Below are 14482 nucleotides of genomic sequence, written 5' to 3' on the forward strand. Positions count from 1 at the left end.
GATCAAGCTTCGGGCGAACTGAAAATCATCGTGGGGAGGTATGAGACCCTCCACGGATTTAACTTGTACTTCGAGTAGCGCAGCGCCTACGACACCTGTCACGCTAAACGTGCGAATAAATAAAATCTTTCATTCCGCCAATCTTTCCGCCGGAGCCGAGAGGCGAACGATAACGCCCTCTGGTTTCCAATCATAGAAGGTCGTCCCGCCAAGCTGACCCTCCACGCTTCGGCTGACCAGCAGGCTGCCAAAGCCTTGACCGCTTGGCGAACCTTCAACGGCTGGTCCGCCACGTTCTTTCCAGGTCAGCACGAATTCGCCATCATTCAGGGACCAATCGACAGCAACGCGTCCGCTCGGAGACGACAAGGCCCCATATTTGGAGGCATTCGTCGCCAGCTCGTGCAAGACGAGCGCGACGCTTGTGGCGGCTTGCCCACCAATCGGCAAGGGCGGGCCATCGAACAAGAAACGGTCAGCACGCTCCAGGTCGAGGTACGGCGAACAAATGGCTCGGACGAGCGCATCAATGGTTGTCGCCCGTGTGCTCTCGTTTACAGCGCCGGTTGGCAGCACGAGTTCATGCGCGCGCGCGAGTGCTTCGAGCCTGCCTCGGATCGCCTTCGCCATTTCCTGTGGAGTGCCTGCCGAACGCGCACTTAGCCCCACCACGCTACCGGTGACCGTGAACAGGTTCTTGATCCGGTGGTTCATCTCTCGGAGCAGCAAGCTTTGCCTCTCATCGCGCTGCCGCAGGGTCTCGGCCAGTTCTTTCTGCTCATGGATTTCGGTGTTCGAGCCGGTCCACATGGATATGTTCCCGGCAGCATCCCGCATGGCATGGCCGCGGCTTAGATGCCATCGATAGACCCCATCATAACGGCGGAAGCGGTGTTCAAGCTCGAAATCTTCCCCGGTCTCGATCGAGTGTTTCCACCGCACGATGTTTTCCTCCACATCGTCGGGATGGATGAATTGCAGCCAACCCCAATCGCGAATCTGCTCGAAGCTCAACCCCGTGAACTCGGTCCATTGGCGGTTGAAGTAATCCACGTCGCCGTTGGGCTTAGCGGTGAAAATCTTCTGCGGCATAGACTCAGCCAGGAAATGAAACCGTCCAGCGCTGTCGCGCAAGTTCACGAGCATGGCGTCTTTAGCGGCGAATGCCTCTCGCGCTGATCGCCGAAGCTCCATTTGATCCATGACCAGGGAGGCAAGATCATTGAGATGAGCGATTTCTTCCTGGCCGATTTCCCGAGGCTCCCTGTCAATTACACAGAGAGTGCCAAGATTGAACCCGTCGTGTGTCCGCAGCGGCACGCCAGCATAGAAGCGCAGGCCGAATTCACCTGCGACAAGCGGATTGGCCAACGCGTAAACGTCGCGTTTTGCATCGGACAGAATATGAGGCTCATCCCGCAAGATTGCTGAAGCGCACAAGCCTGGGTCACGGCCGATCTCGGTGGTGCTAATCCCGTGGGCTGACTTAAACCAGATGCGGTCGTGATCGACGATGCTGATAACTGAAATAGGAACGTCAAACAGGCGTGCGGCAATGGCCGTGATCCGATCGAACGCGCCATCGGGAGGAGTGTCAAGAATATCGTACCGTCGAACGGCTTCAATCCGCTTCGCTTCGTTTTCAGGAATGAGGTTCGCCGGTTCCGGAAGTGCTACATCCACCATTCCTCAGATCTCACCCAATGCGCTTAGGGAAAAATACGTTAAGCCGGAATTCCCCAGATAGCCGGCCAATCCGCCTATAGTTGAGCGGCAATCTGCCCGATAAACGCCCGTCGCGCACCTCCTCTTTGCGATTTTTTGCTGGTTGTGCCCTTGCCCCCGTCTGCGCCCGAGCCTCGGTGGTGATTTGCCCTGTCCGGGCGGATTTTGGGCGCACTTCGCCTGTGGAGAGGCGGGGGTTGGGGTGCGGCCGTCGTCAACATGGGCCAGCCTGAGGCGGCGCGACTGGCCATGATGTCCAGGATGGCCCCGACAGATCGCGCGGCACGGCGACCTCGGCCGCCGCCGTCCAACCTCAAGCACAAGAGATTTAGTTGTGGCAAGAATCGGGCTGCTGCCACATAGTCTCGGAGCCGCCACGAGCAGCGCTCCACGCATACAGCTGGGTCTGGGGTGCGAGGTGCGAAGCGGACAGAAATCTGATCGGAGGATCGGTCTGCAGAAAAGGCCGGCGAGGCAACGCCGGCCTTTTGCCAGTGACTGACACCCGTCAGAGATTTTTGTTGATTGCTGCAGCCGCTTTGTTGGTGGCGTCTTTGGCCGCGCCTTTGACGTCGCCCACCGCCTTCTGGACCTTCCCCTTGGCTTCCTGCGCAGCACCTTCTGCCCGCAGGCGGTCGTTGCCGACAGCTTTTCCGACGCCTTGCTTGACGTCCCCGACTGCCTGATTTGCGAGGCCTTTGGCCTTGTCGCTCGTGCTACCCATGATTCACTCCTTGAAGGATGAATTGACAGGCTATAACGGACCGCTGTCGTTCCGGTTCCTCCCCATCGTTATTCTGTGCCTCTGAACGATCGCCTGATCGATGCGGCGTATGCCATCGCACTGTCCACAACCGCCTCAAGTTGCAAACCTCTACGGCACGATGCGGACATGGGCCAAAGAACTTGGCTTCAAAAGGCGACGCTTCCGAAGAAGGGGACCGACGAAGCCATGACGGGCATCGCCACGACCGTGTCAATCAACGAGCAGAAGCAGCTTAGTCCGGAACTTACTTTAAGCCGCAAGGCGGCAAAGTAGTAGTGTGGGTGTTCCCTAACCATCTTTTGGGACCCCCGCCGCCGGGCATTGAGATATCAAAGGATTCACCGTGCCAGCCGGAACATTCCTTCCCGGAACTTGTTCTGACTGAGGGCAGTGAAATTCTATCCAGTGTTCGGTGCTGGTCGGTACGGCAACCGGCCGGCCCGCGTCTTGCAACAGAGGCGCGGGCCATTGCCGGTTAAGCCTCTTATCCATTCATCGGGGAGTTCTGCACCATTTTACTTCGTCTTTGCAGCTTTTTGGATTCTGTCCAGTCGGAGCTGTGGTTTTGCATCCTTTCAGTGGGTGGCAATCGCAGGGCCAGCGCCCCACGTCTTCTTCCGCATATCGCCCGTCGTCGGATGTGGCTTCGCTCTGATCAGTCCTGAGAAATACTACCCGAAAAACTCATATAAGCTCCTTTTGCGCCTCCACGCATGGTGTCGACGAACTGCAAAGTGACCCTGTTGAACTGGCACCTTCGCAAGGCAGTTTCGACTGGCAATTTTGTTCCCGCGCAATCGGGCACTTGCCATGGGTGCTACCAACCACGCCGGAACGGCTAAGCGTGGAGCTTTTTCCGACATGCCGAGTTGTTAGACAGATTTCATCATGAGGGGGCAATAAATGGACACCAAACAAAGCGATCCAGTCGTGGGGCCGTCGAAGCCGCGACTGCTCGGCGTGCTAGGGCCGGGACTGATTACTGGAGCCTCCGACGATGATCCAAGCGGCATTGCCACCTATTCGCAGACTGGCGCCCAATTCGGATTCGCCCTGACCTGGACGATGCTTTTCAGCTACCCGCTGATGTCGGTCGTCCAGGAAATCAGCGGGCGGATCGGCCGTACCACCGGCCGCGGCATCGCGGGCAACATGCGGCTCTACTATCCGAATTGGCTTTTGCAGTCCGTCGTAACCCTCCTGCTCGTCGCCAACACCATCAACATTGGTGCCGATCTCGGCGCCATGGCGGACGCCTTACGGCTGATCGTAGGCGGGCCTCTCCTTGTTTACGTCGTTCTGTTCGGGGCGGTGTCGGTCGTTCTCCAGGTCTTCCTGAAATACAGCCGCTATGTCTCTGTTCTGAAATGGCTGACGCTGTCGCTGTTCGCCTATTTCGGAACGGCGATGGTGGTTCACGTTCCCTGGAATGAGGTGGCGAAAGGTCTGTTCATCCCCACATTCACCTCGGATGCCCAGTTCTGGACCGCGGTAGTCGCGATTTTTGGGACCACCATCAGTCCCTATCTGTTCTTCTGGCAGGCCTCCCAAGAGGTGGAAGACATGAAGGCCAAGCCGGAACGCGACCCGCTCAAAGGTGCCCCAGAACAAGCGCAAGGCGCGATCGATCGGATCCGCCTGGATACCTATGTCGGCATGGCGTTTTCCAACATCGTCGCGCTCGCCATCATGATCACCGCCGGAGCTACCCTGCACGCCAACGGCGTCACTGACATCGAAACCACGAGCCAGGCGGCAGAAGCCCTGAAGCCAGTTGCCGGCTCTTTCGCCTTTTTCATTTTCGCGCTCGGCGTAATCGGCACCGGGTTGCTCGCCATCCCTGTCCTGGCCGGCTCGGCTGGCTATGCACTGGGCGAATCGCGAAAGTGGCCAACCGGGCTGGAGCGCGAGCCACTGGAGGCGAAGGCCTTCTACGGGACAATCGCGGTGGCCACCCTCATCGGCGCGGCTCTCAACTTCACCCCGATCAATCCGATAAAAGCCCTTTACTGGAGCGCGGTGGTCAATGGTGTAGTCGCGGTCCCCGTGATGGCGATCATGATGTTGATGACGGCCCGGCGAGAGGTCATGGGCACAAGCACGGTTTCGCTGGCGATGCGGTTGGTCGGCTGGCTCGCAACTGCCGTCATGGCGGCGGCAGCTGTGGTCATGATCTTCCAGCTGTTCTGGTAATTAGTCCCGATGCCCTTCTGCCATACGGCAAATCGTTGATCGCAAATGACCTCTCCATTTGGACACGGAACGAAAGGCCGATCACCGAATTATTACTGCATCGTAACACAGTAACGGGAGGCTATCATGGGACGCGGCATCTTGCTCTGGTTGCTCGGAATTCCGATTCCGATCATCATTCTCATCATGCTCTTCGCCCGATAGGAGGCAGCTATGCAAACAATCCTCTCGGGGGTCGACGTTTCCCCCTCCACGGAATCCTCTTCCACCGCCGTCACCTGGGGGCCGATCATCGCTGGCGCGTTCGCGGCCTGCACGCTCACCTTCATTCTCATGTTGCTTGGCTCCGGCCTTGGACTGACAATGGTTTCGCCCTGGTCAGGTTCGGGTGCCTCGGTCACCACCTTCGCTGTGTCCACCGCCGTCTGGCTGATCGTCGTGCAATGGCTGTCCTCGGGCGTCGGCGGCTATCTTGCCGGACGCCTGCGCACCAAATGGGCCGGCATCCACACCGATGAAGTCTATTTCCGTGATACCGCCCACGGCTTCCTTGCCTGGGCACTCGCAACGCTGCTCGTCGTCGGTGTGCTCGGCTCGGCTCTCTCAGCGGCCATCGGCTCCGGCGTGCAGGCGGTGTCGACCGTCGCTTCGGGGGCCGCCATGGGCGCTTCGGCGGGTGCAGCGGCAAACGTTGGCGGAGCGGCGGACAACGCGACATCCTATTTCGTGGATTCGCTTTTCCGACCCACCGACCCGGCCAAGCTTGCCGCCGCCAATCCGCAAAGCGATACGTCGGCAACGGCACAGGCATCGCGCATCCTGATCGCCAGCGCTGCCACAGGCGAAGTTTCGGCCGATGACAAGACATACCTATCGCAACTGGTAGCGGCGCGCACGGGATTGTCGGAAGCGGATGCCAAGGCGCGCGTTGATGCTATCCTCGCCAAAGTGCAAGACGCGAAGGTAAAGGCCAAGCAGGCTGCCGACACCGCCAGGAAGGCGAGCGCCACTTTTGCGCTTCTCGGTGCGCTGTCTCTGATCATCGGCGCCTTCGTCGCCAGCGCCGCGGCAGCACTTGGCGGCAGACAGCGCGACGAGGAGGAAGCTGTGTTCCTGACCAGTCGTCGCTAACGCGGTCTGACTCGATTACCGTCAAAGTTCGGCTTCGCGCCGGGCTTTGACAATTCAGCCTCCCAGCAGCCGGCCCGGCCCGCAAACCCTCGTTTGCCGTGACGCAGTCATGGACAGTTGCTTGGACTCCTCCGTGCAAGCTCGTCTTTTCACAAAGGCGCACGCCATGAAAATACCCGTGGTCCTCGTGCTCGATGAAGAACTCTTGATCGCGATGGACCTGGAGGTTGCGCTTTCAGATGCTGGCTACCTAGTCGCGCTGGCCACATCCTGCGGCGAGGCCGAACGATGGTTGGCAGATCAAAGGCCGGATGCCGCGGTCCTCGAAATAACGTCGAAGGACGGCCATTGCGTTGCGGTGCGAAAACGCTGATCGCGCAAAGCGTACCTTTCATCGTCCACACAGGCGATCGTCTGGCTCACCGCGACGATGTGTTCAGCTTAGGTAAGGTCGTTAAACCAGCCAGCCCTTCAGCTTTGGTCAGCCTCGTCAAATCAATGCTAGGAACTTAATTTCCGCAACCAGCTTGTTTCGTCATGAGTACACGCGGCGTTGATTTTCTCTACAAATGGATATCTGTACACATGCCAACCGGGCCGATCGACGACCCCTTGCTGGTGATTACAGATCTCGCCGATGAGGCGATGAGGGCTGCCCATGCCAAAGGCATCACCAGCGCCGAGATCGACGAGGAAATCGGAATCGTCTACGACGCGATCATCCATGCCATTCGGCATCGGGAGGGCGGCATTGCCGATTAAATAGTCACGCAAGCCGTTGTGGAGGACAGATCTTCGGCATCCGGACAGGATCAGTCCCCGAGAGAATGGTCGGATGAGAAAGATGTACTGAATAACTTCAGTCCCGGCCTAACGCATTAACCCGGCTGCCCGCAAAGCACGCTCGATCACCTCTTTCACGCCATTTGGCTGACCCTCCATGCCAGATGGGGCGGTATTGTTCATAAGGCGGGTCGCTGGTTGGTGTTTTCCCGGATCGATGCCTACCCGCAATTCGGAACCTGAAGTCGGCGCCGGAACTGCCTTGGGCGCTGTCGCTGCAAGCTTGTCCTTGGCCTTGTCGCCTGGCTCGGATTTCAAGATCCCCCAGAACCTGGCGATGGATCGTGTGGAGGATATTCCAACATCCAGCATGAACGGCCCGGCAGTGCCGAGACGGTCCTCCCCTTTCGTTTTGAGCGGCGTCCCGTGTCCCATTCCTACAACGCTGTATTGCTCGATGACGTCTCTTCCCTGTGCATCTGTCCAAACGCGCCGTTCATGACCGCCAATGACCTCAGAGCGCGTCGGCGTGGCCTTTAGCCGGTGCACGCCGCGCCATTGCGAAACGACACTGTCCGCATTTGCCGGCACTACGGTATGGTCGGCAAGGCCTTGCCAGACGGACACGGACGGCCATGGCCCTTTGTGCGATGAGGCGGACTGCACCAATGCCGGAAGGTCGACGTAAGACGGACCGGCGTGGCCCCGCATGCGGTCAAAGGCTTCCGGTATGGTCTTTGCACTGCCATAGGCTAGCCCGGCGATGCTCGCACCGCCGGCGAACACTTCCGGATAGGTCGCCAGCATGACCGAAGTCATGGCGCCCCCAGCCGAAAGCCCCGTGATGAACACACGCTTGCGGTCCAGGCCATGTGAATTGACTATGGCCTCGATCATCTGCCGGATCGACAGTGCTTCGCCGCAGTCCCGTTTGATGTCGTCCGGCACGAACCAGTTGAAGCAGAGGTTTGCATTGTTGGAGCGTTGCTGCTCCGGAAACAATACAGCAAATCCCTCTTGGTCAGCCAACTGCGACCACCCGGCGCCCCGATCGTACCCAGCCGCGTTCTGCGTGCAGCCGTGAAGGACAACCACAAGCGGAGCGCCGGGAGCCAGAACATCCGGAACGTATGCATTGGCACGAAGGGCACCTGGATTGGTGCCGAAACTGTGCATTTCCGACAAACGGCTGGGGTGCTGGACCTCTCCCGGCCAACGCCGAGCACGTCCTTGCTGCAGTCGGGAAATCGTATCGGAGATCGATCGCATGTCGGTTTCCTCTTGGTCGGCGTCAACGCACAAGAATCTGTCAGGAACGCACATGCAGCATATCGTTGCTGCACTGCACAATGACAAGGCGAAATCATTCTCTCGCATTGGATTAGTCTTACTGAGTCAGAAAGTCGCGGCTGCGGGGGGGATTCGCGCTGGTTGCGGATTTGTTAGGGTGCTGCTTCGTGATCAGGGAAGCACCCCCGCCATGCCCGACTGGACAGCCGAGAGTGAAGCCGCGTTCGACGCCTATGTCGATGCTTTGATCGGGGTGATCGGCCACGCCGACCGAGCTGAGCCGCTGAAGGATGATTGCCTGGGACTTCTGATGCCGATGGAGCGCAAGAGCGTGGAGTTGGCGGCCGTCACGGCGCCGTCGCGGGTGTCGGCCAAGCATCAGTCTCTGCTGCATTTCGTGGGACAGGCGCCGTGGTCGGACGCGGCCTTGCTAGCGCGGGTTCGCGACTGGGTTCTTCCACAGATCGAGCAGCGTGGACCGATCCGGGCGTGGATCGTCGACGACACGGGCTTTCCCAAGAAAGGCAAGCACTCGGTGGGCGTAGCACGCCAGTATTGCGGCCAGTTGGGCAAGCAGGACAACTGTCAGATTGCGGTTAGCCTATCGATCGCAAATGACGCAGCCTCGCTTCCGATCGCCTACGAATTGTATCTCCCGCACAGCTGGGCGGAGGATCCGGAACAACGCAAGAAGGCCAAGATTCCGGCAGAGATCTCGTTCCGGACCAAGCCACAGATCGCGCTCGAGCAGATCAGGACGGCCAAGGCCGAAGGCGTCGCGCCCGGCGTGGTTCTGGCCGACGCCGGATATGGCGCCGACGGCGGGTTCCGCGCGGGCCTGTCCGAACTGGATCTGACCTATGCTGTCGGCGTTCAGCCCACACTCAGCGTCTGGCGCCCAGGCGAGAGCCCGCTGCCGCCCAAGCCTTGGAGCGGAAGAGGCCGGCCGCCGTCTCGAGTCGGCCGTACCGACAATCACAAGCCGGTCTCGGCCAAGGCCCTGGCCGAGGAGTTCGACGCCGAGACCTGGCGCACGATCGCCTGGCGTGAAGGAACCAACACCGAGCTCAATTCCCGCTTCGCCGCCGTGCGCTTGCGGCCGGCATCCAGGGACTACAATCGGCCCGAGGCTCACGCCCAAGAGTGGCTCCTGATAGAGTGGCCTGAAGGCGAGGTCGAGCCGAGCAAGTATTGGCTCTCCACCTTGCCGGCCGACGCTACGATCACCCAGTTGGTCGACGCCGCCAAGCTGCGTTGGCGGATCGAGCGAGACTATCAGGAACTCAAGCAGGAACTGGGACTGGGCCACTACGAAGGCCGAGGGTGGCGGGGCTTCCACCACCACGCCAGCCTCTGCATCGCCGCCTACGGCTTCTTGGTCTCTCTGAGGGAGACGATTCCCCCCTCAACTCCAACTCGCGCCCAGGGCCGCCAAACACCTGGTCTTCCCGACGGTTATCGACCCCGCGGATCCTCCGATCCGACCAGAGCGGCACGTCCCGACCTCGATCCCAACCATCCGGCGACGCCTGACTGTGGCCCTGGCCAACCGTCTGCAACGATGTCCGTGCTGCATAAGGGCAATGGACAGTCCGCGTCAGGCTCGCAATTTATGACACAGTAGTATTAGGCGCCTGACGTGCCCGCTCTCGATGCCCGCATCGCGATGTCGACCGTGGCAGAGCATAGGCCCTCCCCGATGTACGTGAGCTCCCCACGGTCTTCTTACTGTGCCGCAGCAGAGCGAGTAGGATGGCGACCATTCAAGCGCGTTGGAGGATCCCAATGAAAATCGAATCCGCTCGGATGCCCGCAGGAGAGTCAGCCACCCCCAATTCGCATGCCGATACGCGTTTGATCCGGTCTCTGCTGATCGGAATATTCATTTTCATGGTGGTCGAGGCCCTGTTTTTTGCGCGGGACTTTTTCATGCCGGTTATCCTGGCGTTCCTGCTTGCGCTCACATTGAGGCCAGTCGTTCGCTTCCTGAAAAAGCATGGCGTGCCGGAAGCTGTGTCGGCGACGATGCTGGTTCTATTGTCAGTCGGCGCTGTCGCCAGCGCGGGCTATCTCTTAAGCGATCCGATTGTCCAGTTGATCAATAATGCGCCTTCGATCGGCCAAAAGCTCAGCGAACGGCTTTCCGAGCTGAAACAACCCTTTGAACGTTTCATCGAGATTTCGCATCAGGTTGAGAGCGCTACCGATGCAACGCAGGAAACGGACGTCCAGAAAGTTATGGTCGCTCCGTCTGGCATTGTCTCGCAGGCTGCTGGTAGCCTTCTATCGGCAGGCACCAGCATCACCATCATCTTCGGGCTGTCGCTGTTCATTCTCGCCTCCGGAACCATGTTCTACGAGAAGATCATCCAGTCATTTCCCAAGCTCAGCGATAAGAAACGAGCGCTTCAGGTCGCCTATGATGTCGAGCGTGAGATCTCGCACTACCTTTTCACGGTTGCGGTCATCAACACCGGACTGGGGTCCGTTGTCGCCCTCGGCCTCTGGGCGCTTGGCATGCCCAATCCCCTGCTTTGGGGTGCAGCCGCAGCCCTTCTGAACTTCCTGCCCTACATTGGTGCTCTGATCACCATCGTTCTGGTTGCAGTCATAGGGTTGATCAGCTTTGACAGTCCGTCCTACGCGCTGTTGGCTCCGGCCTTTGTACTTCTGTGCGACGTGCTGGAAGGCCAATTTGTCACGCCGACGATCGTCGGCCGACGACTTGAGATCAACCCCGTGGCAATATTCATCGCCATCGCGTTCTGGTCGTGGCTGTGGGGTTTTGTTGGTGCGGTCATGGCCGTGCCCCTACTCGTCGTAATCAAGGTCTTCTGCGATCACTTCGAGGCTCTGCAGCACCTGGGAAATTTTCTGGCAGCCCAGCATGATTTGGTGCCAGCAGTAGACGAGAGCGACGAACAAACAAAAGACGGGTAGGCCTTCGAAGGTCTACCCGTCTCATCAAATTTCAGAGCTTTTTGTTGATTGCCGCCGCAGCTTTGTTGGCCGCATCCTTTACTGTAGATTTGGCGTCGCCAACCGCCTTCTCGACCTTGCCCTTGGCTTCCTGTGCGGCGCCCTCGCCGCGAAGCCGATCGTTGCCTACGGCCTTGCCAAGCCCCTGCTTGGCGTCGCCGATCGCCTGATTGGCGATGCCGGCTGCTTTATCACTGGTGCTTCCCATGATCGTCGCTCCTGTGGTTGAAATTCGTTGAGTGAGCATTTGGTGAACGCAGACCATGACAGCAGGTTCCACTCTCGCCGATGATCGACAGCACGGTGGTCCGGGCAGATCATTGGGCCGTCGGGCCTAAATAAGGGGATCAGGAGCACGAGGGCTTGATCGTCGCGCGGCGGCTTCACCACCAGCGGCACGCCCGCATCGAAGCTACGGCGCGGTCATCCCTGTCAGGCAAGGTCCGGCGGATCGGAAGTGTTTGCACGCGGGCGTTCGCCCTTGCCGCAGCCGGATTGCTCGATGGTCGGCGGGCGACGACACATTGAGGCGGACTTTGGACGAGCGGCAGCGCTTGCCGTTGTGCGAGAATTGGTTCTGTTCCTTCGACGTCCGGGCGGCCAATCACAATTTTCGGCGGGGTTAGAGGCACAGGCTGGCGCGTCGGACCGTATGAACGACCTAATCGTCTGGATGGCCGAGCATCCCGAGGGAGATTTGACGGTGACCGACTAGGCCAAGAAAACCGTGGCCATGAAAGCGATGGCCATGGCCAAAGAGGCGATGACTGCCAAGAAAATGGACTGATCTTCGGCACGTCCGACAATAATGAAGCTGAGGCCCGGCGTGGGGCCTCGATTTGTGAATTGTCACGACAGGGCCGAAAGTTCGATGGCAATGCGCCGCGTCTAGGGCTCCAAACGTATTTACAGACCAAGTGGAAGGCTGGCTTGGCAGATTTGGGTTGGCCGGAGCGTCCACCTAACGCACCTTCTGCCGATCGTCCGTTGTGCCTTCGGGGGGCGTGGGCAAGTGCCTGATGCGCCAGTCGGAGCTCCCTCAATCGAGCCGCCTTTATGCCCGTCGATTGCCGTTTGTGCGGCGCGCGTTGCGTGCTCGTTTCGATCGCTGTCAATGCGAGAGGTATTCAAGCGTCAGCCCTCGTATTTTGGTCTTCCAGGCTTCCTGCTCGCCTTTGGCTTTGTAGTGCCTCCTTGGCAAGCTCCTTGGCCTGCTGTGGGGAGACATCAGTCTGATCGGTGATGCGCAGAACTTCGTGATCGGAAATGCGACGGGTCTCGGCTAGGGTGTTTGCCGTTGAAACCTCCGAAAAAGGAGGCCCGCTGAACGCAGGCCTCGTGTCGGGTCAGGCAGCTTCTGCTTGCTGATTGACGACGGTTTTCGCGATGCCAGTCAGAGCCTCGTCGGTCGCCTTTTCTTCCTTCAGCGTCGCCTCAAGAAGCGCACCCGCGTCTTTCAGTCCAAGCTTGTCGGCCCATGTCCGCATCGTGCCGTAGCGTGAAATTTCATAGTGCTCGACCGCCTGCGCGGCGGCCAGCAGCCCTGCGTCAAGCGCCGGCGAGCCTTTGTATTCCTCCATGATTTCCGCGCCCTCGTCGGTTATGCCGACGATTGCTGCACAGGTCTTGGCCTGCGGCTTCTTTTCGATGATGGCGAACACCTTTTCAAGGCGGGCGACGTGCCCTTCAGTTTCAGTGCGATGCTTGTCGAAGGCGGCTTTGAGATCTGCGCTCTGGGCTGCCTTCGCCATCTTGGGCAAGGTTGCGAGGATTTTCTTCTCAGCGAAATAGATGTCTTTCAGCGTGTCGTGAAAAAGGTCTGCAAGCAGTTTTGGTTTTGCCATTGTCGTCTCCATCGGTTTCCCTCGGCTCAACAATGAGCGGTCTGATAAAACGTTCCCTGCAATCAGCGTGATCGGTGCGCCGCCTGGGGCAATCTCATTCCTGGTCGTTGGGCGCATGCGTCTTAATGGCAAATTTCTGCACCAGCCGAACGGCCGGGCGAGAAGAATTGCGACCGCTGGCATGTCATCAAATCTCGCTGCCTGCTGGAACAAAGCCGGCAGGAGCTGGTTAGGGTCCATAGCATATTTGTGCCCAACAAGGACCGAACCCATGAAAACACGTCTACTTGTAGCCTCGCTGGCCATCGCTACGGCTATGGCCTTCGCCTTGCCCGCTTTCGCCGCCGACAGCGCGCAAGACTTTGTTGACAAGGCCGCCGCCGGTGGAATGTTCGAAGTGGATTCGAGCAAGATCGCTGAGCAAAAAGCCCAGGATCAAAGCGTCAAGGACTTGGCGCAAAAGATGATCAGCGATCATGGCGCGGCGAACGCCAAGCTTGAGGCGATCGCGGGCGAACAGAAGCTGAAGGTGCCGACGGAGCTCGACGCCAAGCACAAGAGCGATCTGGACGCTCTGCAAAATAGCAAGGATCCATTCGACGGGTCTTATGTGGCGATGCAGCGCGATGCGCATTCCGATGCGGTCAAGTTGTTTGAGAGCTATGCCAAGGACGGCGATAACGCGCAGCTGAAGGCGTTTGCCCAAGCCACCGTCCCGACGCTCAAGATGCACCAGGACATGATCGAAAAGATCAAATCCACAGTGGGTGACAAGTCTTCCGCCACGAGTTCGACCACGCCCGCCGTGACGACGACCGACACCTCAAGTGCCGCCGCTCCCGTTCCCGGCGCAAACAGCTTTACCGAGGACCAGGCCAAGAGCCGCATCCAGAAAGCGGGCTTCTCGGAGGTGTCCAAGCTCACCAAGGACGACCAAGGGATCTGGCGCGGTCAGGCGACCAAGGACGGCAAGAACACAACCGTGGCGCTGGATTATCAAGGCAACGTCGTTGCCGGCACCAACTGAACCGACATCAAGGAGAACAAGAGATGAAAACCGTAACCGGACTATTCGACAACTATGACGACGCAGTCGATGCGGTGCGCGAGTTGGAAGCAACCGGCATTCCGCACGCCGATATCAGCATCGTCGCCAACAATTCGACCGACTGGTACGACAACGAAAGATCAAAGGCTGCGGATGACGCGGTTGGTGGTGCGGGCCTCGGCGCTATTGTCGGCGGCGCCGGAGGATTGCTGACCGGGCTTGGTCTTATGGCCATTCCCGGCGTCGGTCCGGTTGTCGCCGCCGGGTGGCTGGCCGCCACTGCTGTTGGCGCAGTAGGCGGCGCCGTGGTCGGTGGTGCCGCAGGCGGCATTGTCGGTGCGCTCACTGATTCCGGTGTTCCCGAAAAGGACGCCCACGTCTATGCCGAGGGCGTGCGCCGCGGCGGCACGTTGGTGACAGCCAAGGTCGACGACAAACTTGTCGTCGATGCCGAACGAATCCTCGGTCAATCGAAGTCGGTCAACCTGGCTGAGCGTCGCAGTAACTATGAGGCGGATGGCTGGACCGGATTTGACGCCGACGCGGAGGATTACACCTCAAATGAAATCGGGCGCGGACGTCCGCGAAATGCCAACCGGATTTGATCGATCGGCCTCGCCACTGCAAGGTGGCGGGGCTATCTCGTCGTGCAAACCTTGAGGCCGCCAAAATCATCGGATGTAACTTGAAGATTTGTCGGAACCACACGACCGCATGGCCATT

At 59.3% G+C, this 14482-nt stretch carries 13 protein-coding genes; 8 read left to right on the top strand and 5 right to left on the bottom strand.

Features of this window, described 5'->3' with window-relative positions:
• Positions 1–129: 129 nt before the first annotated feature.
• Entirely contained in the window at positions 130–1686 is a 1557-nt protein-coding gene (locus BPNPMPFG_RS12045; RefSeq protein WP_258595576.1) for a sensor histidine kinase, read from the bottom strand.
• Between the two features lie 547 nt (positions 1687–2233).
• Positions 2234–2449, bottom strand: coding sequence for a CsbD family protein (locus BPNPMPFG_RS12050; RefSeq protein ID WP_258595577.1), 216 nt, complete (start codon positions 2447–2449; stop codon positions 2234–2236).
• A gap of 945 nt (positions 2450–3394) precedes the next feature.
• On the opposite strand from BPNPMPFG_RS12050, the gene BPNPMPFG_RS12055 reads away from it, so the two are divergent.
• From BPNPMPFG_RS12055 to BPNPMPFG_RS12070, 4 genes are all read left to right on the top strand, one after another.
• The gene (locus BPNPMPFG_RS12055; protein WP_258595578.1) at positions 3395–4684 is read left to right on the top strand and encodes an NRAMP family divalent metal transporter; all 1290 of its coding nucleotides are present in this window, start codon (positions 3395–3397) and stop codon (positions 4682–4684) included.
• A gap of 213 nt (positions 4685–4897) precedes the next feature.
• Positions 4898–5815: a hypothetical protein gene (locus tag BPNPMPFG_RS12060; RefSeq protein WP_258595579.1), complete on the top strand. Its 918-nt coding sequence runs from the start codon at positions 4898–4900 to the stop codon at positions 5813–5815.
• A gap of 121 nt (positions 5816–5936) precedes the next feature.
• Entirely contained in the window at positions 5937–6188 is a 252-nt protein-coding gene (locus BPNPMPFG_RS12065) for a response regulator (protein ID WP_258595580.1), read from the top strand.
• A 212-nt stretch (positions 6189–6400) separates the two neighbouring features.
• Complete coding sequence (locus tag BPNPMPFG_RS12070; RefSeq protein WP_258595581.1) at positions 6401–6577, top strand: hypothetical protein; 177 nt, start codon at positions 6401–6403, stop codon at positions 6575–6577.
• Positions 6578–6685: 108 nt separating this feature from the next.
• Here BPNPMPFG_RS12070 and BPNPMPFG_RS12075 read toward each other — a convergent pair whose 3' ends face one another.
• Positions 6686–7867: an extracellular catalytic domain type 1 short-chain-length polyhydroxyalkanoate depolymerase gene (locus BPNPMPFG_RS12075; protein ID WP_258595582.1), complete on the bottom strand. Its 1182-nt coding sequence runs from the start codon at positions 7865–7867 to the stop codon at positions 6686–6688.
• A 211-nt stretch (positions 7868–8078) separates the two neighbouring features.
• Here BPNPMPFG_RS12075 and BPNPMPFG_RS12080 point away from each other — a divergent pair, with 211 nt between their 5' ends.
• Positions 8079–9512 carry an IS701 family transposase gene (locus BPNPMPFG_RS12080; RefSeq protein WP_258596725.1) on the top strand — a complete coding sequence of 478 codons (1434 nt, stop codon included), beginning with the start codon at positions 8079–8081 and terminating at the stop codon, positions 9510–9512.
• Between the two features lie 161 nt (positions 9513–9673).
• Positions 9674–10828, top strand: a complete 1155-nt coding sequence (locus tag BPNPMPFG_RS12085; protein ID WP_258595583.1) for an AI-2E family transporter — start codon at positions 9674–9676, stop codon at positions 10826–10828.
• Between the two features lie 31 nt (positions 10829–10859).
• On the opposite strand, the gene BPNPMPFG_RS12090 is transcribed toward BPNPMPFG_RS12085, so the two are convergent.
• Positions 10860–11075 (bottom strand): CsbD family protein, encoded by a 216-nt coding sequence (locus tag BPNPMPFG_RS12090; RefSeq protein ID WP_258596726.1) that lies wholly within the window; start codon positions 11073–11075, stop codon positions 10860–10862.
• Between the two features lie 1138 nt (positions 11076–12213).
• A complete protein-coding gene (locus tag BPNPMPFG_RS12100; RefSeq protein ID WP_258596727.1) occupies positions 12214–12711 on the bottom strand; it encodes a YciE/YciF ferroxidase family protein in 498 nt (165 codons plus the stop codon).
• 271 nt (positions 12712–12982) lie between these two features.
• Here BPNPMPFG_RS12100 and BPNPMPFG_RS12105 point away from each other — a divergent pair, with 271 nt between their 5' ends.
• Positions 12983–13738, top strand: a complete 756-nt coding sequence (locus tag BPNPMPFG_RS12105; RefSeq protein ID WP_258596728.1) for a DUF4142 domain-containing protein — start codon at positions 12983–12985, stop codon at positions 13736–13738.
• 23 nt (positions 13739–13761) lie between these two features.
• Positions 13762–14364, top strand: a complete 603-nt coding sequence (locus tag BPNPMPFG_RS12110) for a general stress protein (RefSeq protein WP_258595584.1) — start codon at positions 13762–13764, stop codon at positions 14362–14364.
• Positions 14365–14482: the final 118 nt, after the last annotated feature.

The organism is Mesorhizobium sp. AR07 (assembly GCF_024746815.1).
Classification (GTDB): domain Bacteria; phylum Pseudomonadota; class Alphaproteobacteria; order Rhizobiales; family Rhizobiaceae; genus Mesorhizobium.